At 71.4% G+C, this 23,244-nt stretch carries 20 protein-coding genes and 1 pseudogene; 7 read left to right on the top strand and 14 right to left on the bottom strand.

The genetic code is table 11. The features are described 5' to 3' along the window. The 4 genes from ACFZDJ_RS39460 to ACFZDJ_RS39445 all read left to right on the top strand — a co-directional run bounded on the left by ACFZDJ_RS39460 (position 1) and on the right by ACFZDJ_RS39445 (position 4,274). Positions 1 to 1,371 carry an FAD-binding protein gene (locus tag ACFZDJ_RS39460; protein WP_391066489.1) on the top strand — a complete coding sequence of 457 codons (1,371 nt, stop codon included), beginning with the start codon at positions 1 to 3 and terminating at the stop codon, positions 1,369 to 1,371. Positions 1,372 to 1,374: 3 nt separating this feature from the next. Beyond that, a complete protein-coding gene (locus ACFZDJ_RS39455) occupies positions 1,375 to 2,331 on the top strand; it encodes a fumarylacetoacetate hydrolase family protein (RefSeq protein WP_390931653.1) in 957 nt (318 codons plus the stop codon). A 154-nt stretch (positions 2,332 to 2,485) separates the two neighbouring features. Beyond that, positions 2,486 to 3,466 carry a LysR family transcriptional regulator gene (locus ACFZDJ_RS39450; RefSeq protein WP_168506193.1) on the top strand — a complete coding sequence of 327 codons (981 nt, stop codon included), beginning with the start codon at positions 2,486 to 2,488 and terminating at the stop codon, positions 3,464 to 3,466. Positions 3,467 to 3,503: 37 nt separating this feature from the next. After that, a complete protein-coding gene (locus ACFZDJ_RS39445) occupies positions 3,504 to 4,274 on the top strand; it encodes an SDR family oxidoreductase (RefSeq protein ID WP_391066303.1) in 771 nt (256 codons plus the stop codon). 50 nt (positions 4,275 to 4,324) lie between these two features. Here the strand turns inward: ACFZDJ_RS39445 and ACFZDJ_RS39440 are convergent, their stop codons facing one another. The 7 genes from ACFZDJ_RS39440 to ACFZDJ_RS39410 all read right to left on the bottom strand — a co-directional run bounded on the left by ACFZDJ_RS39440 (position 4,325) and on the right by ACFZDJ_RS39410 (position 10,937). Then, the gene (locus ACFZDJ_RS39440) at positions 4,325 to 5,584 is read right to left on the bottom strand and encodes a sigma-70 family RNA polymerase sigma factor (RefSeq protein WP_391066301.1); all 1,260 of its coding nucleotides are present in this window, start codon (positions 5,582 to 5,584) and stop codon (positions 4,325 to 4,327) included. Further along, positions 5,581 to 5,922, bottom strand: coding sequence for a YciI family protein (locus ACFZDJ_RS39435; protein ID WP_351433051.1), 342 nt, complete (start codon positions 5,920 to 5,922; stop codon positions 5,581 to 5,583). The genes ACFZDJ_RS39440 and ACFZDJ_RS39435 overlap by 4 nt, the downstream gene beginning before the upstream one ends. Further along, the gene (locus tag ACFZDJ_RS39430) at positions 5,919 to 6,656 is read right to left on the bottom strand and encodes a nuclear transport factor 2 family protein (protein WP_391066298.1); all 738 of its coding nucleotides are present in this window, start codon (positions 6,654 to 6,656) and stop codon (positions 5,919 to 5,921) included. The genes ACFZDJ_RS39435 and ACFZDJ_RS39430 overlap by 4 nt, the downstream gene beginning before the upstream one ends. Before the next feature lie 122 nt (positions 6,657 to 6,778). Beyond that, a complete protein-coding gene (locus ACFZDJ_RS39425) occupies positions 6,779 to 8,323 on the bottom strand; it encodes an MFS transporter (protein ID WP_390931646.1) in 1,545 nt (514 codons plus the stop codon). Positions 8,324 to 8,334: 11 nt separating this feature from the next. Next, positions 8,335 to 8,748: a VOC family protein gene (locus tag ACFZDJ_RS39420; protein ID WP_390931644.1), complete on the bottom strand. Its 414-nt coding sequence runs from the start codon at positions 8,746 to 8,748 to the stop codon at positions 8,335 to 8,337. Positions 8,749 to 8,754: 6 nt separating this feature from the next. Continuing rightward, complete coding sequence (locus ACFZDJ_RS39415) at positions 8,755 to 9,534, bottom strand: SDR family oxidoreductase (protein WP_390931642.1); 780 nt, start codon at positions 9,532 to 9,534, stop codon at positions 8,755 to 8,757. 143 nt (positions 9,535 to 9,677) lie between these two features. Then, on the bottom strand, positions 9,678 to 10,937 hold the full coding sequence (locus ACFZDJ_RS39410; protein ID WP_391066295.1) for a cytochrome P450: 1,260 nt from the start codon (positions 10,935 to 10,937) through the stop codon (positions 9,678 to 9,680). A gap of 159 nt (positions 10,938 to 11,096) precedes the next feature. On the opposite strand from ACFZDJ_RS39410, the gene ACFZDJ_RS39405 reads away from it, so the two are divergent. The 3 genes and pseudogenes from ACFZDJ_RS39405 to ACFZDJ_RS39395 all read left to right on the top strand — a co-directional run. Further along, positions 11,097 to 11,927 (top strand): methyltransferase, encoded by an 831-nt coding sequence (locus tag ACFZDJ_RS39405; protein WP_391066293.1) that lies wholly within the window; start codon positions 11,097 to 11,099, stop codon positions 11,925 to 11,927. A gap of 285 nt (positions 11,928 to 12,212) precedes the next feature. After that, positions 12,213 to 13,355 carry a transcription termination factor Rho gene (gene rho, locus ACFZDJ_RS39400; protein WP_390931636.1) on the top strand — a complete coding sequence of 381 codons (1,143 nt, stop codon included), beginning with the start codon at positions 12,213 to 12,215 and terminating at the stop codon, positions 13,353 to 13,355. A gap of 124 nt (positions 13,356 to 13,479) precedes the next feature. Further along, positions 13,480 to 14,316 (top strand): annotated as a pseudogene (locus ACFZDJ_RS39395) (D-alanyl-D-alanine carboxypeptidase family protein); the annotation flags it as partial. A 56-nt stretch (positions 14,317 to 14,372) separates the two neighbouring features. On the opposite strand, the gene ACFZDJ_RS39390 reads toward ACFZDJ_RS39395, so the two are convergent. The 7 genes from ACFZDJ_RS39390 to ACFZDJ_RS39360 form a co-directional block, all read right to left on the bottom strand. Next, positions 14,373 to 15,758: a glycosyltransferase 87 family protein gene (locus ACFZDJ_RS39390; RefSeq protein ID WP_391066290.1), complete on the bottom strand. Its 1,386-nt coding sequence runs from the start codon at positions 15,756 to 15,758 to the stop codon at positions 14,373 to 14,375. Continuing rightward, positions 15,755 to 17,167: a polyprenol phosphomannose-dependent alpha 1,6 mannosyltransferase MptB gene (gene mptB / locus ACFZDJ_RS39385; protein WP_391066287.1), complete on the bottom strand. Its 1,413-nt coding sequence runs from the start codon at positions 17,165 to 17,167 to the stop codon at positions 15,755 to 15,757. Before mptB ends, ACFZDJ_RS39390 begins: the two co-directional genes overlap by 4 nt. A 210-nt stretch (positions 17,168 to 17,377) precedes the next feature. Further along, positions 17,378 to 18,325, bottom strand: a complete 948-nt coding sequence (locus tag ACFZDJ_RS39380) for a glutaminase (protein WP_391066284.1) — start codon at positions 18,323 to 18,325, stop codon at positions 17,378 to 17,380. A 33-nt stretch (positions 18,326 to 18,358) separates the two neighbouring features. Beyond that, entirely contained in the window at positions 18,359 to 19,777 is a 1,419-nt protein-coding gene (aspA, locus tag ACFZDJ_RS39375) for an aspartate ammonia-lyase (protein ID WP_390931628.1), read from the bottom strand. A gap of 219 nt (positions 19,778 to 19,996) precedes the next feature. Next, positions 19,997 to 21,004, bottom strand: a complete 1,008-nt coding sequence (locus ACFZDJ_RS39370) for an asparaginase (RefSeq protein ID WP_391066486.1) — start codon at positions 21,002 to 21,004, stop codon at positions 19,997 to 19,999. 8 nt (positions 21,005 to 21,012) lie between these two features. Next, a complete protein-coding gene (locus tag ACFZDJ_RS39365) occupies positions 21,013 to 22,461 on the bottom strand; it encodes an amino acid permease (RefSeq protein WP_168506216.1) in 1,449 nt (482 codons plus the stop codon). Further along, positions 22,458 to 23,189, bottom strand: a complete 732-nt coding sequence (locus tag ACFZDJ_RS39360; RefSeq protein WP_384913355.1) for a FadR/GntR family transcriptional regulator — start codon at positions 23,187 to 23,189, stop codon at positions 22,458 to 22,460. Before ACFZDJ_RS39360 ends, ACFZDJ_RS39365 begins: the two co-directional genes overlap by 4 nt. Between the last annotated feature and the right edge of the window lie 55 nt (positions 23,190 to 23,244).

Here is a 23,244-nt window from a genome sequence, read left to right as displayed (position 1 = left end):
GTGCACATCAACCGTTTCTCAGACGCCCTCCACTTCCCCGGCGACGAGGACTTCGAGGAGGCGTGTTTCGGCCGGGTCTTCAACGCCCGCCGCCCGTCGGACCGCACCCCCGCCGCCGTGCTGACGGCCGCGTCCGAACAGGACGTCGTCGACGGCGTACGACTCGCCCTGGAACGGGGCTGGCAGGTCGCGGTCCGCTCCGGCGGGCACAGCTGGGCCGCCTGGTCGGTGCGCGAGGACGCGCTGCTGATCGACCTCGGGGGCCTGCGCGAGATGGCGTACGACCCGCGGACCGGGATCGTGACGGCGGCCCCCGGCGTCAAGGGCGGCGACGAACTCAACCCGTATCTGGGGGAGTTCGGGCGTTTCTTCAACGGCGGGCACTGTCCCTCCGTCGGCATCGGCGGCTTTCTGCTCCAGGGCGGGCAGGGCTGGAACGCGCGCGGATGGGGCTGGGCCGCCGAGAACGTCGTCGCGATCGACGTCGTCACCGCCGAGGGCGAGCTGGTGCGTGCGGACGAGACGCACCACAGCGACCTGTTCTGGGCGGCGCGCGGCGCGGGCCCGGGGTTCTTCGGGGTCGTCACCCGCTTCCATCTGCGCACCCGCCCGCTGCCGAAGCATCTGGCGCACACCGTGCACGCGTACCCGCTCGCCCTCTTCGACGAGGTCATGACCTGGCTGCACGGCATGCACCACACCGTCTCCGACCTGGTCGAGATCGTCGCCCTGACACAGACCCCGCCCGACGGGGACGGGCCGGTGCTGCTGGTCACGGGCGTGTCGATGACCGACACCGCCGAGCAGGCCGCCGAGGCACTGGCCCCGCTGCACACCAACCCGTACGCGGACCGGGCGCTGTTGCGGATCGAGGCGCAGCCGACGACCCTCGCCGAGCAGCTTCAGGGCCAGCGCCTGGCCAACCCCGAGGGGCACCGCTATCTCGTCGACAACGCCTGGCTGACCGGCTCCGCCGGCGAGGTCGTGCCGGCGATCCGGAAGGCGTTCACCGAGCAGCCGACCCGGCAGACCTTCACCATCTGGTTCTCGATGGCACCGCTGCGTGAACTCCCGGACATGGCCTTCTCCTTGCAGTCCGAGATCTACTGCGCCACCTACGTCATCCACGACGATGCCGGGCGCGATGCCGAGCTGCGCGGCTGGCTCGACGAGGCGATGGCGGCGATGCGGCCGGTGACCGCGGGCCAGTACCTCGGGGACTGCGACTTCACCGTGCGGCAGCTGAGGTTCATGGGTGACGCGCAGTGGGAGCGGCTTCGGGAGATCCGGGCGGCTCGCGACCCGAAGGGCCTCTTCGTGGGCCATCTGAGCGCCGGGACCGTCACCAACACCAACGACTGGGAGCGATAGGGCATGCGGTTCACGACATACGCGTACGAGGGCGTGGAGCGCGCCGGGGTCGTCCGGGAGGGGATCATCCATCCGCTGCCGTCCGGCACCACCGTCCTGTCGCTCGTCGAGCAGGAGGCGCTGCATGCCGCCGGCAGCGAAGCGCTCTGCGTCGAGAGCGACTTGACGGTGGATCAGGTGCGGCTGCTGCCCCCGCTGAAGCCGCCGTCCATCCGGGACTTCGTCGGTTTCGAGGCGCACATCGAGGGTGTCGCCAAGTCGCTGGACGGTCTGGAGCAGGTGCCCGAGGAGTGGTACCGGGCGCCGAACTTCTACTTCACCAACCCGCACGCGGCCTACGGCGCGCACGACGACGTTCCGCTACCGGCGGGCTGCTCGGTGCTCGACTTCGAGCTGGAGGTGGGCGCGGTCGTCGGCCGCGCGGGCCGGGACCTCACGCCCGAGCGGGCCCGCGAGCACATCGTCGGCTATCTCGTCTTCAACGACTGGTCGGCGCGCGATCTGCAGAAACCGGAGAAGAACCTCGGGCTCGGCTTCTCCAAGGGCAAGGACTTCGCGAACACCCTCGGCCCGTACCTGGTCACGGCCGACGAGGTGGCGGACCGGCGTGACCCGGACGGCTTCCTCGACCTGGAGATGACGGTCGCACTCAACGGCGAGCTGATCGGCCGCGACACCCTCGCCAACGTCTCCTGGACCTTCGAGGAGATGGTCGCCTACGCCGCCCGCGACACCTGGGTGCGCCCCGGCGACATCCTCGGCTCGGGCACCTGCGGCTGGGGGGCGCTCGCGGAGTTCTGGGGGCGCGTCGGGGAACGTACGCCGCCGCCCCTGAAGCCCGGGGACGAGGTGACGCTCACCGTGGAGCGCCTCGGCAGTGTCTCCAACCGGATCGTCCCCGGGCGCACGGACGTGTACCTGCCACGGGCCCGCAAGCGCGGCCGTACGCCCCGGCCATAACCCTCCGTACCCCTTTCGACCTGCACACATCCGGGGATCCGATGGCTGCCATCGGATCCCTGTGAGTTGTCTCCCGGACCTTTCCTCGGCGGGAACCCGGTCGTTACGCTCCCGTTTCACCGAGCTTCAACGACGCGGCCGGAAGGAGACACACATGGGTCTCGGAGCGATCGACCTGAATCTCCTGGTGGCGCTGGAAGCCCTCCTGGAGGAGAAGAACGTCACCCACGCCGGGGTGCGGCTGTCCACCAGCCAGTCCGCGATGAGCGGCTCGCTTGCCCGGCTGCGGCGGCACTTCAACGACGAGCTGCTGGTGCGGGTGGGGCGTGAGTACGAGCTGACGCCGCTCGCGGAGCGCCTGCTGCCGGTCGTCCAGGCCTCCCTGCACAAGGCCGAGGAGGCGCTCTCGCTGACCCGGCACTTCGAGCCCGCACGCAGCCGGCAGCGCTTCTCGGTGGTGATGTCGGACTATGTGATGACGGTGTTCGTGGAGCCGCTGCTGCGGGCCATCGCGCAGGAGGCGCCGGGCGTCCGTATCGACTTCCACCCCATCGTGGACGGGCAGCTGGAGACGGAGACCCATCTGCGCTGTCACGACCTGATGATCGTGCCGCTCGGGTACCAGCTGCCGGGCGTCAGCGAGGCCGTGATGCACGACCGGTTCGTGTGTCTCGTCGACCCCGACAACCCGCGCCTGGTGGACGGGCGGCTCGCCCTGCGCGACCTGGCGGAGATGCCGCACGCGGCGTGCGGCATCGGCAAGCTCACACCCGCCGACCGTCAGCTGGAGACGCTCGGCATCACGCCCAGGGTGCAGGTCAGCACGCCCGGCTTCAACGTGCTGCCGTTCCTGGTGAGCGGCACCGACCTGGTCGCCCTGGTGCCCGAGCGGCTCGCCCGCCGCTACGAGGGCTTCGCCCGCTGTGCCGTCGTACCGACGCCGTTCCCGGACGTGCCGCTCGTGGAGGCCATGTACTGGCACCACAACCGGCACGCGGATCCCGCGCACCGGTGGCTGCGGGAGACGGTCCGCAAGGTGGGCGCGTCGCTGGACGATCCCGCGCCCGCGGAGATCGTCGGCGTGGATGCCAGCCATGGCGAACACGCGTTTCCGGAGCTGGCCCCCGTTTCCTAGCGTGGGGAGCGAACCCACGCCCCCCTTGGAGGAAGCCGTGAGCCGCACGCGCCTGGCCGGTCGTACCGTCGTCATCACCGGAGCCGCACAGGGCCAGGGAGCCGTGGAGGTGGCGGCGGCGGCCCACGAGGGGGCCTCGGTGGTCGCCACGGACGTCCTCGACGAGCCCGGCGAGAAGCTCGCCGCCGCCCTGCGCGCCGACGGCCGCGACGTGCGCTACCACCACCTGGACGTGTCGTCCCCGGACGACTGGGCGGCCCTGACTAGCACCCTGGAGGCCGTGCACGGGCTCGTCAACAACGCCGGGATCCCCATGCGAGCCCGCCTCGGCACGGTCGAACTCGCCGACTGGAACCGGGCGTTCGCGGTGAACACCACCGGCCCGATGCTCGGCGTCCAGGCCCTCGCCCCGCTGATGCCACCCGGGTCCTCGATCGTGAACGTCGGCTCGGTGGCCGCTCTCACCGCCCATCACGCGGTCGCGTACACGGCGAGCAAATGGGCGCTGCGGGGCCTGTCGAAGGTGGCCGCGCTGGAACTGGCGCCGCGCGGCATCCGTACGAACGTCATCCACCCCGGCTACATCGAGACCCCCCTGATGGCGACGGCCGACCCGGTCTTCACGCGGGCGCACCTCTCGATGACTCCGCAGGGCCGCCCGGGCAGCTGCGAGGAGGTCGCGCCGCTGGTCGTGTATCTGCTCTCCGACGAGTCGTCCTACGTGAACGGCGCCGAGATCACCGTGGACGGCGGCTACTCGGCGCACGGCGGCGTGAAGGCGATCACGAACGCGCTCGACTCGGTGTGACCGCCCGGTCCGGGGACGGTCGCCGTGACCGCCCGGACCGGGGACGGGTCCTACGCCGATCGGCACTCCGCGAGCCGCTTCTCCAGAAAGCGCCGCTCGGCCGCGTTCTCCACGAGCTCCAGCGCCCGGGCGTACGCCTCGGCCGCCTCCACCGGGCGTCCCATCCGTCGCAGCAGGTCCGCGCGGGTGGCGGGCAGCAGGTGGTAGCCGTCCAGCTCGCCCTCCCGCTCCAGCTCCGCGACGAGCGCCAGCCCCGCTTCCGGGCCCTCGGACATGCCCACCGCCACCGCACGGTTGAGCCGCACCACGGCGGAGGGCACGAAGCGCGCCAGTTCCCCGTACAGCGCGGCGATGTCGGCCCAGTCCGTGTCCTCGGCCGTCGCGGCGGTGGTGTGGCAGGCGGCGATGGCGGCCTGGATCTGGTAGGGCCCCGGGCGTCCGCGGCGCAGGGCGGTCTCCAGGAGGGCGGCGCCCTCGTCGACGGCGGCCCTGTCCCAGGCCGTACGGTCCTGGTCCTCCAGCGTCACCAGCTCGCCGGCCGTGTCCACCCGGGTGGCGCGCCGGGCGTCGTGCAGCAGCAGGAGGGCGAGCAGACCGAGGACCTCGGGTTCGTCGGGCATCAGGCGGGCCAGGACACGGGCGAGCCGGATGGCCTCCGCGCAGAGGTTCGTACGCACCAGATCGGTGCCGGACGTGGCGGCGTACCCCTCGTTGAAGAGCAGGTAGACCACGCCGAGGACGCCGGTGGTGCGTTCGGGCAGCAGATGCGCGGGCGGTACGCGGTAGGGGATGCCGGCGTTGCGGATCTTCCGTTTGGCGCGCACCAGGCGCTGCGCCATGGTCGCCTCGGGCACCAGGAAGGCGCGGGCGATCTCGGGGGTGGTGAGCCCGGCGAGGGTGCGCAGGGTCAGTGCCACCCGGGCCTCGATGGGGAGCGCCGGGTGGCAGCAGGTGAAGATCAGACGCAGACGGTCGTCGCGGACGCCGCTGTCGTCGCCGTCGCACTCCGGGTCGCAGGGCCCGTCGTCCCGCGCCAGCACGGCCACCTCCCTCAGTTTCTGGGCCCCCACCGCCTCGCGGCGCAGCACGTCCAGAGCCCGGTGGCGCGCGGTCGTGGTCAGCCAGGCGCCGGGGCGGCTCGGCACTCCGTCGCGCCGCCACCGGTCCAGGGCCTGCGCGAAGGCGTCCTGCGCGCACTCCTCGGCGAGGTCCCAGTCGCCGGTCACCCGGATCAGGGTGGCGACGACCTGGCCCCATTCCTCGCGGAAGGCGGCGGCGACCGCCGCCTCCACGTCACCGATGTCGCTCACTCCCAGACCGGCCGCACCTCGACCGAGCCGCCGCCCAGCGCCGCCGGGTGCCGGGACGCGAGCGCGATGGCCTCGTCGAGGTCGGCGACCTCGATGAGGTCGAAGCCGGCCACGTACTCCTTGGACTCCACGAACGGCCCGTCGCTGAGCAGGACTTCGTCGCCCTGGACACGGACGGTGGTGGCGTCGGTGGAGGGCCGCAGCCGTGCGCCGCCCTTGACGATGTCGCGGCTTCGGACCTCCTCGATGTACGAGGTGAAGCGGGGGTCGTCGGCGATCTCGGCGGGGCTCAGCTCCTCGCCGCCGACGGGGGTGCAGATGAACAGGACGTACTTCATGACCGGACCTCCTCGATGCCCGCGTCGAACGGGACCGACGCGTGCTCATGGGCGATCAGCCAACGGTCTCCCACGGCACGGTAGCCGGTCGTCACGCGCACGGTGCTGTCCAGCGGCTCGCCCGTGGTGAACGTGCCCCGGATCCGGACGAGCCCGTGGCTGAAGGCGACGCTCTCGTCGACACGGAGCCGGAAGGCGAGCACCTCGCGGCGCACGGGCCCGGTCACGGTGGAGTAGAACCACTCCTGGGCCTTGCGGAGGGCATCGGTTCCGCTTCCCTCCAGGCCGCTCATCGGGTGGAACACCTCCGTGTCCGGCGTGTGGCAGGCCAGCCACCGGTCGACGTCCCGCTCACGGAAGGCCGCCGTCAGCTCGTCGTCGAGTCGGCGGATCTCCCCCTCGGCGTCCTCGTCCTCCCAGAACGCGCGCACCTCCATGGCCCCCACGGATGCCACGGGGTGCTTGGCGGCCGCCTCGACGGCCTCTTGCATGCTGTCGCACTCGAGGATGTCGTATCCGGCGACGTACTCCTTCGTCTCCGCGAACGGCCCGTCGGTGCGCAGCACCTCGCCGCCGCGCACCCGTACGGTGACCGCGTCGGCGGGATCGCTGAGGCGGTGACCGTGCAGCCGCACACCCCGTTCGGCGCCGAGCTCCTCCACCCAGGGTTCGACGGGTGCCATGCCGGAGGCGTCGGCCGTGTCGTCGCCGCAGACCAGCAGCATGTACTTCATGGTTCCTCCCGGTGCTCATGAACTTCCTACACCCCACCGACGAACGGGACCGCGCCGAATCGACACCCCGGGCACGCGAAGAGGCCGGGACCCGGGTCCCGGCCTCTTCGTGAAGATCCGCGCTACGCGGTAGCCGTCCGCGCCGACGGCTCACCGGTGGCGCCGACCGCCGCCCGTGCGGTGTTCTTGCGCACCAGCAGCAGGGTGACCAGCGCGCCGAGCAGGGAGGCGCAGCCGCAGATCACCACGCCGAGGGCCATGCCGTGGCCGAGCGCGGTCTGCGCGGCGGCCCTGGCGCTGTCGCTGCCCGCGTTGACGACGGCGAGCGGGCCCGCGGCGGCCTCCATGCCGGCGTCCGCGCCGTTGAGCTTGCCCACCAGGGCGGAGGACGCGGCGCTCATCGCGATGGTGCTGATGACGGCAGGGCCGAGGCCCTGGCCGAACTCGCGGACCAGGCTGGTGGCGCCGCTGGCCATGCCGGTCATGTGGATCGGTACGGCGTTCACGGCGGCCGAGGTCAGTGAGGAGACGACGCAGATGAAACCGATGCCGAGCAGCAGCACCGGCCCGATGAAGGCGGCGAGGGAGGTCGTGGTGATGGGCAGCGCGGCGATCCAGAACTGTCCCGCGGCCATCGGCAGCAGGCCGCCCATCAGGAGCCAGCGGGCGTCGACGCGGGTGAGCATCCTGCTGAGCACCGGTGCCAGGAGCAGCGGGATCAGCTGGAGGATCACGAACGGCATGCCGGCGCGCAGCGCGCTCAGATGCATCACGGCGCCGAGGCGGATGGAGACGCAGTACGCGGTGCCGATGAAGCCGAACATGCCGGCCAGGGCGACGACGGCCGCCGCGGCGAAGGACGGGATCCTCAGCAGGTCCAGGTTGAACATGGGTGAGGCGGCGCGGGTCTCGGCGACGACGAAGCCGACGAGGGCCACCGCCGCGAGGGCCAGCGCGCCGACGATCGCCGCGCTGCCCCAGCCGCGGTCGCCGCCCTCGATGATGCCCCACAGCAGGGCGGTGAGGCCGACGGCGATGGTGATCTGGCCCGGCCAGTCCAGGGCGCGGCCTTCGGGGGCCTTGGAGTCGGTGACCAGTTTCCAGCAGGCGACGGCTACCGCCAGGCCGAGGACGACGGGCGGCACGAACGCCCAGCGGAAGTCGGCGACGGTGGCGAGCACACCGGAGGACAGCGGTCCCACAGCGGAGGCGAGGGAGATGCTGAGCGCCCAGGTGGAGACCGCCTTGGCACGGTCCTTCCCGTCCGGAGTCGCGGCCGCGATGACCGCGAGGGAACTGGGGAAGAGCGCCGCGGCGCCGATACCGGCCAGCGCCTGCCCGGTCCACATCATGGTGATGTTCTGGGAGGTGGCGTTGAGGAGTTCGCCGAGCGCCAGGACGAGCCCGCCGAGCACCAGCAGGCGCTTGCGGCCGAAGAGGTCTCCGACCACACCGAAATTCAGTTCAAGAATGGCGGTGGGGAGAATGAAGGCGGACGTGACCCAGGCGACCTGGGAACCGGACGCCCCGAAGGCGGCCTGGATTTCGCCATTGATGGGGGACGGAACGGTAATGCACAGTTGCGCGGCGGCTACTGCGAGACAGCAGGCTATGAGTGTTCCGAGGTCCAGTTTCTTCAAAGAGCTCGTGGAGATCGAATCCGTCATCGTGCGTGCCCTCACTCTGCGTTTTTCTCTATGAGTTCGATGAGATTTCCCTCGGGGTCGGTGACCCAGGCCATGCGAATACCGGGTTCGGGGGAAGGACCCGGTTTCATGGCCTCGCCCGCTCCGTGCGCCACCAAAGCCGCGTAGAGGGGGTCGAGTTCGGGGGTGGTGACCGCGAAGTGTCCGTATCCCTCGGTGAGGGCGGCGGTCAGCGGGTCCGGGGCCCGCAGCCCCGGCGCGGATCCGGGCCTGGCGAGGAGTTCGACGCGCCAGCCGTGCGGATGCTCCAGGACGACGGCGCTCAGATGGGGTCCTTCGAGGGTGAACTCGAAGACGGTCCTGAGCCCGAACGCCCCCTGGTACCAGATGGTTTGGGCGGGCAGATCGCGTACGTTGACGCCCACGTGGTCGAGTCGGACGGTCACCGGCGCTCAGCCCGCCATCGCGCTGTCGCCACCGTCGACCATCAGGTTGGCGCCGTTGACGAACGCCGCCTCGTCGGAGCAGAGGAAGGCGGCGGCGCGCGCGATGTCCTCGGGCTCGCCCACCCGGCCCACCGGGATCCGCGCCTCCAGCTGCGCCTTCGGTCCGTCGGGGTCGTCGAGGAAGGGCGCGGTCGCGGACGTGCGGGTCATGCCGGGGGCGATGGTGTTGACCCGGATGTGGTGCGGGGCGCCGGCCGCGCACAGGTGCTTGCTCATCGCCAGCACCCCGCCCTTGGCGGCGCCGTGCGGGACCATCGGCATGAAGGGGGCGCCCCGGACGGCGGCCACCGAGGCGACGTTGAGGACGGCTCCGCCACCGCGGGCGATCAGGTGCGGCCAGGCCGCCTGCGTGCAGAAGTAGGGGACGTCGAGCTCGTTCTTGATGGTGAAGTACCAGTCCTCGGCCGGCATGGTCGCGAACGGCCCGTTCCGCAGTGCGGAGGCGTTGTTGTAGAGGATGTCGATCCCGCCGAGGGCCTCGATCCCCGCGTCGATCCACTCGCGGGCGCCCGCCTCGGTGGAGAGGTCCACCGGGGCGAGGGACCGCATGACGCCGCCGGCCTTCTCGACGAGTTCCACCGTTTCCGCGGCGGCGTCGGCATCGAGGTCGCAGCCGAATACGATGGCGCCTTCCGCGGCGAATACCTGGGCCGCGGCCCGCCCTATTCCGGCCCCCGTTCCGCTGATGAAAGCGATTTTTCCGGCCAGTCGACCCATGATTGCCATGTCCCTTGTCCAGTACCGCCGGTGTGCGGTGCTGGCAGCGTAGGGACGGCCATTGCCCAGAACAAGAAAAGGGTCGGCGCAGGGGCATCGCGGTGTCGTATGGCTGGTATGCGGCGCGGTGTCGTACGGCGGTATGCGCGCGGTCAGCCGTGGGAGGTGCCGAGCCGTACCGGAAGTGCCCGCACGCTGTTGCCGACAAAACTGGAGTGCCGGGAGAGTTCCGCCTCCGTCACGGCGAGGTCGAGGTCGGGGAAGCGGGTGAACAGCCGCTCCAGGGCGATGGTCGCCTCCATGCGCGCCAGCGGGGCACCGAGGCAGTAGTGGGCGCCGTGGCCGAGGGAGAGGTGGCGGGCGGCGCCGGGCCTGCCGGGCCGGGTGACGTCGAAGCGGTCGGCGTCCGGACCGTGCACGGCCGGGTCGCGCCCCGCCGCCGAGTAACCGGCCAGCACGGGTGTCCCCTTGGGGATCACCGTGCCGTCGACGGTCAGGTCCCGCACCGGATAGCGGAAGGGGAAGTAGCTGACGGGCGCGTCCCAGCGCAGGGTCTCCTCGACCACGTCCGCCCAGCCCACCCCGCCCTCGCCCTTCATGACCAGCTCCAGCTGGTCCCGATGGCCGCAGAGCGCCCGTACGGCGTTGGTGAGGAGGTTGAGCGTGGTCTCGTGCCCCGCGATGATCATCAGTACCAGGGTGCCGATGAGCTCCTCCTGGCTGAGCCGGTCGCCCTCCTCGTCCCGTGCGGCGATCAGCGCGCTGGTGAGGTCGTCGCCCGGCCGCTCGCCCCGCGCGACGGCCACGGCGGCGAGCACGGCGACGAGTTCACGGTTGGCCGCCAGGGCCTTCTCGGGGCCGATGTCGGTGGCGACCACCTGGTTCGACAGGTGGTGCAGCCGGTCGCGGTGCTCCGCGTCCACTCCGAGCAGTTCCCCGATGACCCCCATGGGCAGCGGCATCGCGAAGTGCCGCCGCAGATCGGCGACTCCGCCGTCCCGCTCGGCCGCGGCCCGGAGGTCGTCGAGCAGTCCCGCCGTCAACTCCTCGATCCGGGGCCGCAGTTCCTCGACCCGGCGTGCGGTGAACGCCTTGCTCACCAGCGACCGCAGCCGACGGTGGTCCTCACCGTCCGCCGTCGTCATCCCGCGTACGGTCGCGAAGGTCGCGAGCGGCCACCCCGGCGCTATCCGCCCCTCCCGCAGCTCGGTGAAGTGCTGGGCGCCCTTGGCGACTTCGGGATGCGCGAGGAACTCCTTCAACGCCTCGTGCCCGAGCACCGCCGTCCCCTCCACCTCGCCGGGCAGCACCACCGCCGCGACGGCGCCGCGCTCCAGCAGCCGCGCGTTGTCGGCGTGCGGGCAGCCGCCGGCCGGGTCCATGCGGTGCGGCGTGCCGGGAGAGGTGTCCACCGGAGGTCTCCTTGTGGGGGTGGGGAGTTCGGCGCAGGCGCCGTGAGCCGTTACGACAAAGGATTCTGCCTGCTCGACCGCGTGACCGACAGCGATGGCGTACGCGCCGATCCGCGGTTCCTGCCCCGGATCCACCTCCGTCCGCGGTTGGATGGTTCCATGACCGACGAGCACGAGCGGATGATGCGGGCCAACCAGGCCAACTGGGACGCGCGGACCCCCGTCCATCTCGCCAGCCGGTTCTACGGGCTGGGCGAGAAACTCGACCCGGCGCGCTGGTTCGCCGCCTTCGAGTGGGAGGACCTCGGGGACCTGGCCGGCCTCGACGTGCTGCATCTCCAGTGCCACCTCGGCACCGAGACGATCGCCTTCGCCGAGCGCGGCGCGCGGACCGTCGGCCTGGACATCTCCGAGGCGTCCGTGACGGCCGCGACCGACATCGCGGCACGGGCGGGCGCCGACGTGACGTACGTACGAGCCAATGTGTACGACGCCGTCGAAGCCCTGGACGGGCGGCGGTTCGACGTGATCTACACCGGCAAGGGCGCCCTGTGCTATCTGCCCGACCTGGACCGCTGGGCCACCGTCATCGCGCAACTGCTGCGCCCGGGAGGGCGGTTGTACATCGCCGAGTTCCATCCGCTGCTCAACGCGCTGGGCCCCAAGCCCGCCGAGGGCGAGGGCACCGAACTGCTGCTGCGCCACGACTACCTGGGCGGCCGGGACGCCGTGCACAGGAACGCGACCTACACGTACACCGACGGACCGGCCGTCGAGGGCGCGACCGACAGTTACGAGTGGATGCACGGAATGGACGAGGTCGTCAACGCGTTGACAGGAGCGGGACTGGGTATCCGCCGGCTCCGGGAGAGCGAGGAGCTTCCCTGGCCGCGCTGGCCGCAGATGGTGCGTACACCGTCCGGCTGGTGGCGCCTGCCGGAGGACGAGCCGCGCATTCCGCTGCTGTACGGCCTCCTGGCGAGCCGCTGAGAGACGGATCACAGCCACTTCGACACAAGCCGTGGTAGTCTGCGGTGAGCACTTGTGTACGCCCCGTCTCGGGCGCCGGTGCCGAGTCTCCTTCTTTCGCTGACACGCCCGTAGCTTTTCGGACCGGGCGACCAGCTTCTTCGCATCACCTTCCGAGCACGGTCACCCGTAGCTCCTTCAGGTGATCTTCCCCGCCGCACCGAGGCGTGAGCACGCCGCCTCCTCCGGCACATCCCCTCCCTTCTTCATGACCTCATGAATCCGTCCTCGAAAGGACCCCCTCTCATGACCACCACACTCGAACACCCTCCCGTACAGAAGCAGCTCCCGGCCCACGCCACCGGTGTCCTCGACATCGCGCACAACGGGCAGGGGTACCTGCGCGCCGCCGAGAGCTGCCTGCCCACGCCGACCGACGTCCAGGTCTCCGCCGCGCTGATCCGCCGTCACGGCCTGCGCAAGGGCGACACCGTCGAAGGCGTACGCAGCGGACCCCGCGCCCTCGCCGAGGTCGAGCGGATCAACGGCCGCACCCCCGAAGAGCTGCGGCGCCGCCCGCACTTCGGCGACCTCACCCCGCTGCACCCACGCGACCGGCTCCGCCTGGAGCACCCTGCGAGCGGCATGGCCGGACGCGTCGTCGATCTGGTCTCCCCCGTCGGAAAGGGCCAGCGCGGTCTGATCGTCGCCCCGCCCAAGACCGGCAAGACGGTACTGCTCCAGCAGCTCGCCGCCGCCGTCGCGGGCAACCACCCCGAATGCCATCTGATCGTGCTGCTCCTCGACGAGCGGCCCGAAGAGGTCACCGACATGCGGCGCTCCGTCCGCGGCGAGGTCTACGCCTCGACCTTCGACAAGACGCCGAAGCAGCACATCGCCCTGGCCGAGCTCGTCGTCGAGCGCGCCAAGCGGCTCGTCGAACAGGGCGAGGACGTCGTCATCCTGATGGACTCGCTCACCCGGCTGTGCCGCGCGCACAACAACGCGGCCGCCTCCGGTGGCCGCACCCTCAGCGGCGGCGTCGACGCCGCCGCGGTGCACGGTCCCAAGCGGTTCTTCGGCGCCGCGCGCCTCGCCGAGGAGGGCGGCTCGCTCACCATCCTCGCCACCGCCCTGGTGGAGACCGGCTCCCGCGCCGACGACTACTTCTTCGAGGAGCTCAAGAGCACCGGCAACATGGAGCTCCGCCTCGACCGGACCCTCGCCTCACGGCGTGTGTTCCCGGCCGTGGACGTCATCCCTTCCGGCACCCGCCGCGAGGAACTGCTCCTGCCCGGGGCCGAGTTGACAGCCGTACGCGGCCTGCGGCGCGCCCTGCAGACCCGGGACGCCCAGGCCGCGCTGGAAACCCTGCTGGAGCGGCTGCGCGCCACGCCGGACAACGCGACCTTCCTGCGTCAGGTCCAGCCGACCCTGCCCACCGCCTGACCCCACCGCGAATCCGCCGCGCCGGACCTCCCGAACCTCTCCCGCGTGTGGCATCCGGGTACTGCATCCCCTCGCTCGGGCCTGGCACCCCGGCGCACGGCGACTCCGTTCCTACGTTGACGGTATGACAATCGGATTCCCATCCCGGATGGTCGTCTCGTTGACCGCCTTCTCCTGCTCCGCCCTCTGTGTGGCCGGAGCACTGGCCCTCGCGCCGGGTCCGGCCCTCGCCCGCCTCGGTACGGGCCTGCCGAGACCCATGGCCGCCCAGACGCCCTACCTCCAGCGGGCCGGGACACAGGTACGCACACGGTCCGACGCCCCCGCGCTGCCGGACGTCTCGGCGCTGTCGTGGGTGGTGGCCGACTCGGGCACCGGCGAGGTGCTCGCCGCGCACGACGCGCACCTCAAGCTGCCGCCCGCCAGCACCCTCAAGACCCTCTTCGCGCTCACCGTGCTCCCGTCGCTGCCCGCCGGCATCCAGCACACCGTCAAGGAGGAGGAACTGGAGGGCATCGGCGACGGCAGCAGCCTGGTGGGCGTGGCCGCGGGGCACACCTACCGCGTGTCCGACCTGTGGCGCGGCGTCTTCCTCAACTCCGGCAACGACGCCGTGCACGTACTGGCCGCGATGAACGGCGGCTGGCACCGGACGGCGGTCCGGATGCAGGCCAAGGCCCGCTCGCTGGGCGCCCTCGACACCCACGTCGAGTCGCCCGACGGCTACGACACCCCCGGCCAGGTCTCGTCGGCGTACGACCTCGCGGTCTTCGGACGGGCCGGCCTGCGCAACCCGGAGTTCGCGCGCTACTGCTCCACCGCCGAGGCCACCTTCCCCGGCGACGGCTACCCGTACCAGATCCAGAACACCAACCGGCTGCTGACCGGCGCCGACGGGGTGGCGCCCTATCCGGGCCTGATCGGCGTCAAGAACGGCTACACCACCAAAGCGGGCAACACGCTCGTCGCCGCCGCGCACCGGGGCGGACGCACCCTCGTCGTCACGGTGATGAACCCTCAGACGGGCGGCGGCACCACGGTGTACGAGGAGGCCCGCTCGCTGCTCGACTGGGGCTTCGCGGCCGCCGGACACGTCGAACCCGTCGGATCGCTCCCCGACACCCGGTCCGTCCCGGCGGCGGGCGCCTCGCCCGTACAGGCGAGGACCGGGTCCGCGGACGGCCCCGACGGCGGCTGGCCGGAGACGGCCGGAATCCTGGGCGCCGCGGGTCTGGGCGCGGGCGGCGTGGCCCTCGCCCTGCGACTCAAGGGCGTGCGGGCCACCCGCGACTGACCGGCCGGCAGCCACAGCAGCAGCCCCAGCGTGATCCACGTGTACGTGTTGCTGCCGAGGAATCCGTCGAGGCCTGAGGAGTCGTCGAACCAGAGCCACACCACACTGCTGCACAGCACCGCGTACAGGGCCGCCGCGGCCCGAGCACGGTGGCGGTGCAGCAGTACGGCGAAGGACGGCAGCAGCCAGACGAGGTGGTGCACCCAGGTGATCGGGCTGAGGAGGCAGGCGGCGAGACCGGTGAGGGCGAACGCGGCCGTCCAGTCCTCGTCGGCCAGCGCCCACGAGGTCCGCCACGCCCACACGCACAGGATCAGCAGGGCGGCCGCCGCCCACACGGCCCGACTCGGTTCGCCCGGTGCGGCGAGCCGGGCCAGGACGCCCTGCAACGACTGGTTGGAGACATAGGCGAGACGTCCGATGCGGTTGGTGTCCCACAGCGCCTCGGACCAGTAGAAACGCGAGGCGTCCGGCGCCGCCCAGGCCGCAAGACCGGTGGCCGCCGCGGCGACGGCTGTCGCGACCCCGGCGGCGCGCCAGCGGCGGCCGAGCAGCAGCAGGCCGATGAAGAGCGCGGGGGTGAGCTTGATCGCGGCGGCCAGCCCGATGCCGACGCCCGCCCGGCGTCCCCGGCCGCTGGACAGCAGCCAGGCGTCGCTCAGGACGAGGGCCAGCAGCAGGAGGTTGACCTGCCCGAAGCTGAAGGTGTCGCGGACCGGTTCGAGCAGGGCCAGCAGACAGGCCGCGAGGGCGCAGCCGTACCAGCCGTAGCGGCGCAGCGCGGGCCCGACCAGGATCCACACCACGACCGCCAGCGCCGCGAGATTGAGCACCACGGAGACGGCGATCGCCGTGCGCAGCCCGATCAGCGCCATCGGCAGCATGGTCAGGGCAGCGAACGGCGGATAGGTGAATCCGTACGTGGTTCCCGGCACCCAGTAGTCGTAGATCCGGCCGTCGTGGTGGACCCAGGCGTCGACGGTGCCGTAGTAGACGCGCAGATCGAACCAGTCGCGCAGCAGGGGCACGGTCGCGGTGAACACGCCCACCGCGAGAACGAGTGAGAGCAGGCCGAGCAGCCGTCGGCCGTCGGTGTCCAGATGTCTCATGCCGTGCGCCCCAGCACCGGCGGCCGCGCCGACTCCTCGGCCCGGGCGGCCTGATGGGCCTGCCAGAGCACGACGAGAGCGAGCGCACCGCCGGAGACGGCCAGCACCACCTGATCGACGTCCGGCGGGCCGCCGCTCGGCAGTACGGCGAGCGCGAGTACCGCACTGGCCGCCGCGACCCGGTGCCGCACCGAGCCGTTGGGCGCCGCGGCGGCGATGAGGAACAGGCCCCACAGCGCGTACCAGGGCCGGATCGCGGGGCCGAACACGGCGACCGCGCCCAGGCTCAGGCCCAGCGCGTAGATGGGGCCCGGCCGCAGGCGCAGCCATATGAACAGGACGACCAGGACGGTCACCACCAGCCCGGTCGCGTGCCAGACGGGCATCGCCAGCGGGGCGAGGCCGCTGCCGAGATCCTTCAGCAGGGCGCCGGTGGCGCCGCCGAGCACGCTGGTGGGCGACCAGTTGTGCGGGGAGACGGGGGTCTTCAGGGCCGCGATCCAGCCGTACCCCGTGCCCGCCACGGCGGTCACCACGGCCGTGGTGGCGAGCGCGACCCCGGACGTGGTCAGGACCGTGCGCAGTACTCCGCGACGACCGCGCAGCGCCACCACCGCCAGCAGGCCGAGCACGGCCGGCGCCTTGACCAGTGCGGCGAGGGTGATGAGGACGACGCCCAGCAGGTGCCATCGGCCGCGCGCGGCGACCAGGCCGACGCCGAGCAGTCCCAGCATGATGGCGTCGTTGTGCGCACCGGCCACCAGGTGCAGCAGCACGAGCGGGTTGAGCGCGCCGAGCCACAGCGCGGCGGCCGGATCGGCACCGCTGTGCCGGGCGAGGCGGGGCAGCGCCGCCGCCATCAGGCCGACGCCGAGCAGCGCGACCAGCCGCATGCCGAGGAGCCCCGCCGGTATCTCGCCGCGGGTGAGGCCGGACAGCGCGGAGGCGACGGCGAGGAAGACCGGGCCGTACGGTGTCGCGGTCTGCTGCCACACCGGTGCCACCTCGTCGGCGAGCGGCCCGCCGAGCTGCGCGGGCCCGTTGGCGTACACGTCGATGTGCGCGTCGACCATGGCGCCCTGCGCGAGGTAGCTGTACACGTCCCTGCTGAACAGCGGCGGCGCGAGCAGCAGCGGCGCCGCCCACGCGGCGAGCACCAGCAGCAGTGCGCGCGGCGTCGGCGGCTCGGGACCGCGGACGACCTTGCCGAGCAGCACCCACGCGGCGATCAGCAGGACGACGCCGAAGTAGACCCCGACCACGCCGAGTACGGCACGCGCGGAGCCGGGGTCGAGGAAGTCCCGCGTGGGCAGGGCGCCGGCCGTCTCACCGCCGAGCGCGAGGAAGGCGGTACCGGTCAGGCCCAGGGCCTGACAGCGGTGGAGATCGAGGGGAGCCTTGGCCAACACTTGGCAAGCGTGTCAAGGGCGGGTGGCCGGAAGGCGACGCCGTGCCTTCCCGGCGGGGTCCGTAGAGTTACCTCCGCGTGGTGCTGCGTCGGGTGCGGGTGCATTGTGGCTTGTCGCGCCCACGCGGCGGAGCCGCATATTGTCACAGCCCCGCGCCCCTGACGGGGCGCTCTACCGAGCCGGGATGGGGTGAACCCCGCCCGTACGGACTCAGAACACCGACACGCCCGTCAGTGTCGTGAAGCGGTCCAGAGCCGCCACGCCCGCCACCGAGTTGCCCCGCTCGTCCAGACCTGGGCTCCACACGCACAGGGTGCAGCGGCCGGGGACCACCGCGATGATGCCGCCGCCGACGCCGCTCTTGCCGGGGAGGCCGACGCGGTAGGCGAAGTCGCCCGCCGCGTCGTACGTGCCGCACGTCAGCATGACCGCATTGACCTGCTTGGCCTGGCTCTGGGTGAGCAGTCGGGAGCCGTCGGCGCGGATGCCGTGCCGGGCCAGGAAGCTCGTGGCGAGGGCGAGGTCGGCGCAGGACGCCTCGATCGAGCACTGGCGGAAGTACTGGTCGAGGAGGACCGGCACCGGGTTGTCGATATTGCCGTACGAGGCCATGAAGTGGGCGAGGGCCGCGTTGCGGTCGCCGCGGGTGGCCTCGGAGGCGGCCACCTCCTTGTCGAAGGTGAGGCCGGCGTTGCCGCTCTCCGCACGCAGGAAGGCCAGCAGGGTGCCGGCCGCGTCGCCGGTACGGGTCTGGAGCCGGTCGGTGACGACCAGGGCACCCGCGTTGATGAAGGGATTGCGCGGGATGCCGTTCTCGTACTCCAGCTGCACCAGCGAGTTGAAGGGGTTGCCGGAGGGCTCATGGCCGACGTGTTCCCACAGTTCGTCGCCCTCACGGGCGAGGTCGAGGGCGAGCGTGAAGACCTTGGTGATGGACTGCGTGGAGAACGGCTGCCGCCAGTCCCCCACGCCGTACACCGTGCCGTCGAGCTCGGCCACGGCCATGCCGAAGCGCCGGGGGTCGCAGGCGGCCAGCGCCGGGATGTAGTCGGCGGGCCGCCCGCGGCCGGGCGTCTGCCCGATCTCGGTCGCGATGCGCTCCAGGACCGGCTGGAAGGTCGGGGACGACGGATACGACGAAGCAGCCATGATCACCATTGTGCCGCCGGGCCGGTCCGGGTGCGCATCGGGTCACACCGCCTGCGGGGTGCCGCTGCCCGCGATCACCTCGGGCCGCAGCAGCGCCGCCAGCCGCTCGGCGGGCAACAGGCCCTTCTCCAGGACGAGTTCGGCGACGCCGCGCCCGGTGGCGAGGGCCTCCTTGGCGATGTCGGTGGCGGCCGTGTACCCGATGTGCGGGTTCAGGGCGGTCACCAGGCCGATGGAGTTCTCGACCGCGGCGCGCAGCACCTCCGTGTTGGCGGTGATCCCCATGACGCAGCGCTCGGCGAGGGTCAGGCAGGCGGTGCGCAGATGGGTGATGCTCTCGGACAGGGAGTGCAGGATGATCGGCTCGAAGGCGTTGAGCTGGAGCTGCCCCGCTTCCGCGGCCATCGTGATGGTGACGTCGTTGCCGATCACCTCGAAGGCGACCTGGTTGACGACCTCGGGGATCACCGGGTTGACCTTGCCGGGCATGATGCTCGAACCGGCCTGCACCGGCGGCAGGTTGATCTCGTTGAGGCCCGCGCGCGGCCCGGAGGACAGCAGCCGCAGGTCGTTGCAGCTCTTCGAGAGCTTCACGGCGATCCGCTTGAGCACGCCGGACATCTGGACGAAGGCGCCGCAGTCCTGGGTGGCCTCGACCAGGTTGGCGGCGGTGACCAGGGGCAGCCCGGTGATCTCGGAGAGGTGGCGGCGGGCGGACTCGGCGTATCCGGCGGGCGCGTTGAGGCCGGTGCCGATGGCCGTGGCGCCGAGATTGATCTCGTGGATCAGCTCGACGGCCTCGGCGAGACGGCTGCGGTCCTCGTCGAGCATCACCGCGTACGCCGAGAACTCCTGCCCGAGGGTCATCGGCACCGCGTCCTGGAGCTGGGTGCGCCCCATCTTCAGTACGTCACGGAACTCGAATGCCTTGGCGGCGAACGCGTCCTGGAGCACGGCCATCGCCTTGAGCAGCTCGCGCACCGCGAAGACGGTGGCGACCTTGACGGCGGTGGGGTAGACGTCGTTGGTCGACTGGCCGAGGTTGACGTCCTCGTTGGGGTGCAGGTACTGATACTCGCCCTTGGCGCGGCCGAGGAGCTCCAACGCCCGGTTGGCGACGACCTCGTTGGCGTTCATGTTCGTCGAGGTGCCGGCGCCGCCCTGGATGACGTCGACCACGAACTGGTCGTGCAGCTTGCCGGCGCGGATCTCCCGGCAGGCCGCGACGATGGCCATGGCCTTCTCCGGTTCGAGCAGGCCGAGTTCCTCGTTGGCACGGGCGGCGGCCTCCTTGACGGCGGCCAGGGCCTCGATCAGATGCGGGTAGGCGGAGATCGACGTTCCCGTGATGGGGAAGTTCTCGGTGGCGCGCAGGGAGTGGATGCCCCAGTACGCCTCGGCCGGGACGTCACGGTCCCCGAGCAGATCGTGTTCACTGCGGTGCGCTGCGGCGACGGTCATGACTGAGCGGTCCTCTTTCGGAGGGGTGAGGGTGGGTTGGGTGAGGCGTAGGGGCGGGGCAGGAGACAGAGACTTCGGGGACACGCCCGGCCGGACAGCGGAGGCCAGCCCCTGATCCGGGCCTGAGGCGCACGAACCCAAGGGGCGCGAGGAACTGCGCGACCAGCCACGACGAACCCGCACCCGGCGATGCACCCCCACGACCAGGTCACACGCCGCTCAGCCCGAGAGCGGATCAAGCACCCGGGCGGGGCGAAGCCCGCCCACAACGGCACCGCCCCCGAGCACCGGCACGGAGCCGAACTCCGCAAGCAACGCCGGGGCGACCCCCGCGCGCGCCAGCGCCGCCGCGGCCACCGGCCCCCGCGCCCGGTTCGCACCGTCGGCGATCTTCACGGCGACGGCCCGGCCGTCCGGCAGCGCGGCCATCTGGACGCCTTCGAAGCCGTCCTTCGTGAGCAGCCCCGGCACGGCCCGCATCAGCGCCGCGACATCGCGGCCGGAGCCGGACGCCATCTCGGCGTGCTCACGCATCGCGTCGGCGACCCGCGCCTCGGGGGTGCCGGCCGGTGCGGTGGTGATCCGGGCGGCGGCGCGGGCGAGCCCGTGCAGCGAGACGGAGAAGAGGGGCGCGCCGCAACCGTCGACGGTGACCTGGGCGATCGCCTGCCCGGTGAGGTCCTCGACGATCTCCGCGATGGCCTGCTGGAGGGGGTGGCCCGGGTCGAGGTAGTCGTCGAGGGACCAGCCGTTGAGCCGGGCGGTCATCAGCATGGCGGCGTGCTTGCCGGAGCAGTTCTGCGCGAGCCGGGACGGCAGCCGCCCCTCGCGGATCCAGGCGTCCCGCACGACCGGGTCGTACGGCACATCGGGCACGTTGCGCAGGTCGTCCTCGGTGACGCCGGCCAGTTCCAGGATCCGCCGAGTCCCGGCGAGGTGCCGTTCCTCGCCGGAGTGACTGGCCGCGGCCAGCGAGAGCAGCTCGCCGTCCAGCGGCAGTCCCGCCCGCAGCATCGCCACCGCCTGGACGGGCTTGAGCGCCGAGCGCGGGTAGAACGCGGCCTCGATGTCCCCGATCTGGAGGTCCACACTGCCATCGGCGGCCAGCACGACCACCGAGCCGTAGTGGACGCCTTCGACGACTCCGCCGCGGACGAGCTGGGCGACGGGAGCGTGCAGGGGTTCGCGGATCACCGGGGCGGCGGCGATCGAAGCGGCGTACGTCATGGTCGTGCTCACGCGTCCACTCCGTCACGGATGCCGGAGACCCGGCGGCGCACCCCGTACCACCCGGCGACGAGCGCCACGGCGATCAGCGGCAGACACAGCACGGTGGTGCGCCCCGCTCCCCCGTCGGCGTACATCAGGACGAGGACGGAGACGAGGAAGCCGATCGTCACGATCTCGGTCCACGGGGAGCCGGGCAGGCGGTAGCTCGGCCTGGTCAGTTCGCCGCGCTGGGTCTTCCGCCAGAACAGCACATGACAGAGCATGATCATGCCCCAGGTGGCGAGGATGCCGATGGCGGCGAAGTTCAGGACGATCTCGAAGGCGTCGGCGGGGACCACGAAGTTGAGGCCGACACCGAGGACGCAAATCCCGCTGGTGAGCAGGATACCGCCGTACGGGACCTGGCTGCGGCTCATCACGCCGGTGAACCTGGGCGCGGAGCCCGACATCGCCATGGAGCGCAGGATGCGGCCGGTGGAGTAGAGGCCGGAGTTCAGGGACGACATGGCCGCGGTGAGCACGACCAGGTTCATCACGCCGCCCGCCGCCGGGATGCCGATGTTCGACAGGACGGTCACGAAGGGGCTCTGGCCCGCGCTGTACTTGTTCCAGGGCAGCAGCATCGAGAGCAGGACGACCGAGCCGACGTAGAACAGGCCGACACGCCACATGATCGAGTTGATCGCCTTCGGCATGATCTTCTCGGGGTTCTCCGTCTCGCCCGCCGCGACACCGACCAGCTCGACGGAGGCGTAGGCGAACACGACGCCCTGGATGATCAGCAGCATCGGCAGCAGGCCGTTGGGGAAGATTCCGCCGTTGTCGGTGATCAGGGACGGGCCGGGGGTGGTGCCGTCGACCGGGTGCTGGGTGACCAGCAGGAAGATGCCGATGAGCATGAAGACGACGAGCGCGCTCACCTTGATGATCGCGAACCAGAACTCCAGTTCGCCGAACATGCGTACGGATATCAAGTTCACCGTGAGGACGACGGCGAGCGCGATGAGCGCGATCACCCACTGGGGGATGTCGGAGAACATGCCCCAGTAGTGGGTGTAGACGGCCACGGCGGTGATGTCGGCGATCCCGGTGGTGGCCCAGTTCAGGAAGTACATCCAGCCGGCGACGTACGCGCCCTTCTCCCCCAGGAACTCCCGGGCGTACGACACGAAGGCGCCGGAGGACGGCCGGTACAGCACGAGTTCGCCGAGCGCGCGCACGACGAGGAAGGCGAAGACGCCGCACACCGCGTACGCGACGAAGAGGGAGGGGCCGGCGTCGGCGAGCCGGCCGCCCGCGCCGAGGAAGAGACCGGTGCCGATGGCACCGCCGATGGCGATCATGTTGACATGCCGGGACTTCAGCGACTTGCTGTAACCCGCGTCTCCGGCGTCGACGTGCGCGGCCGGTTTGCCGGCCGATGTGGCCTCGCCTTTGAGGGACTGCTCGCTCACGCCTCGGGTCCGCCTTCCGTGGGGATGTCCATGCGCGCGGGGCGCACGATGTCGGTGAGGGTGGTCTCCACGCGGTCGAGGTGATGGGACATCGCCTCCACCGCGTCGTGTTCACTGCCGTCGATCAGCGCTTCGACGATCGCCCGGTGCTCGCGGTTGGACTGTTCGCGCCGCCCGCCGAGCTCGTTGAGGAAGGCGGACTGGCGGGCCAGCGCGTCCCGGATCTCTTCGATCACCCTGCGGAAGACCGGGTTCTGGGAGGCCTCGGCGACCGCGATGTGGAAGATCGTGTCCATCGCGACCCATGCCGTGGTGTCGGTCTCCCGCTCCATCCGGTCCAGCAGATGGGCCAGGTGGTCGAGGTTCTCCGGGGTGCGGCGCACCGCCGCGTAACCGGCGACCGGGATCTCGACGTGGCGGCGCACCTCGAGCAGGTCGCTCGCCGCGTAGTCGCCGAAGGTGGGGTCCTCGACCGTGTTGGCGACCACGAAGGTGCCCTTGCCCGTACGGGACACGGTCAGGCCCATCACCTGCAGGGCCCGCAGCGCCTCGCGGAGCACCGGCCGGCTGACCTCCAGGCGGCGGCACAGCTCGGCCTCGGAGGGGAGTTTGTCACCGATGGCGTATTCGCCGCGCTCGATGGCGCTGCGAAGGTGGGTGAGCACCGCTTCCATGGCGCTGACGCGCCGCGGCACCGATCCACCTGTCTGGCTGTCTGACAGGTTCACGGGGGTGATCCTGCGGGTGACAAGAGGGAGCTGTCAAGGGGAGTGAAAAGAAAAA

Source organism: Streptomyces sp. NPDC007896 (assembly GCF_042959425.1).
Classification (GTDB): Bacteria; Actinomycetota; Actinomycetes; order Streptomycetales; family Streptomycetaceae; genus Streptomyces.
The sequence above is the reverse complement of the archived record's forward strand: the minus strand, read 5'-3'. Positions and strand labels throughout refer to the sequence as shown.

Excerpts from the sequence above, each read along its gene's own strand:
- ACFZDJ_RS39405 (WP_391066293.1), top strand. The coding sequence starts at position 11,097 with ATGACCGACGAGCACGAGCGGATGATGCGGGCCAACCAGGCCAACTGG.
- ACFZDJ_RS39380 (WP_391066284.1), bottom strand. The coding sequence starts at position 18,325 with ATGGTGATCATGGCTGCTTCGTCGTATCCGTCGTCCCCGACCTTCCAG.
- ACFZDJ_RS39450 (WP_168506193.1), top strand. The coding sequence starts at position 2,486 with ATGGGTCTCGGAGCGATCGACCTGAATCTCCTGGTGGCGCTGGAAGCC.
- ACFZDJ_RS39370 (WP_391066486.1), bottom strand. The coding sequence starts at position 21,004 with ATGACGTACGCCGCTTCGATCGCCGCCGCCCCGGTGATCCGCGAACCC.
- ACFZDJ_RS39430 (WP_391066298.1), bottom strand. The coding sequence starts at position 6,656 with ATGAAGTACATGCTGCTGGTCTGCGGCGACGACACGGCCGACGCCTCC.
- ACFZDJ_RS39435 (WP_351433051.1), bottom strand. The coding sequence starts at position 5,922 with ATGAAGTACGTCCTGTTCATCTGCACCCCCGTCGGCGGCGAGGAGCTG.
- rho (WP_390931636.1), top strand. The coding sequence starts at position 12,213 with ATGACCACCACACTCGAACACCCTCCCGTACAGAAGCAGCTCCCGGCC.
- ACFZDJ_RS39455 (WP_390931653.1), top strand. The coding sequence starts at position 1,375 with ATGCGGTTCACGACATACGCGTACGAGGGCGTGGAGCGCGCCGGGGTC.
- ACFZDJ_RS39390 (WP_391066290.1), bottom strand. The coding sequence starts at position 15,758 with ATGAGACATCTGGACACCGACGGCCGACGGCTGCTCGGCCTGCTCTCA.
- ACFZDJ_RS39425 (WP_390931646.1), bottom strand. The coding sequence starts at position 8,323 with ATGACGGATTCGATCTCCACGAGCTCTTTGAAGAAACTGGACCTCGGA.
- aspA (WP_390931628.1), bottom strand. The coding sequence starts at position 19,777 with ATGACCGTCGCCGCAGCGCACCGCAGTGAACACGATCTGCTCGGGGAC.
- ACFZDJ_RS39415 (WP_390931642.1), bottom strand. The coding sequence starts at position 9,534 with ATGGCAATCATGGGTCGACTGGCCGGAAAAATCGCTTTCATCAGCGGA.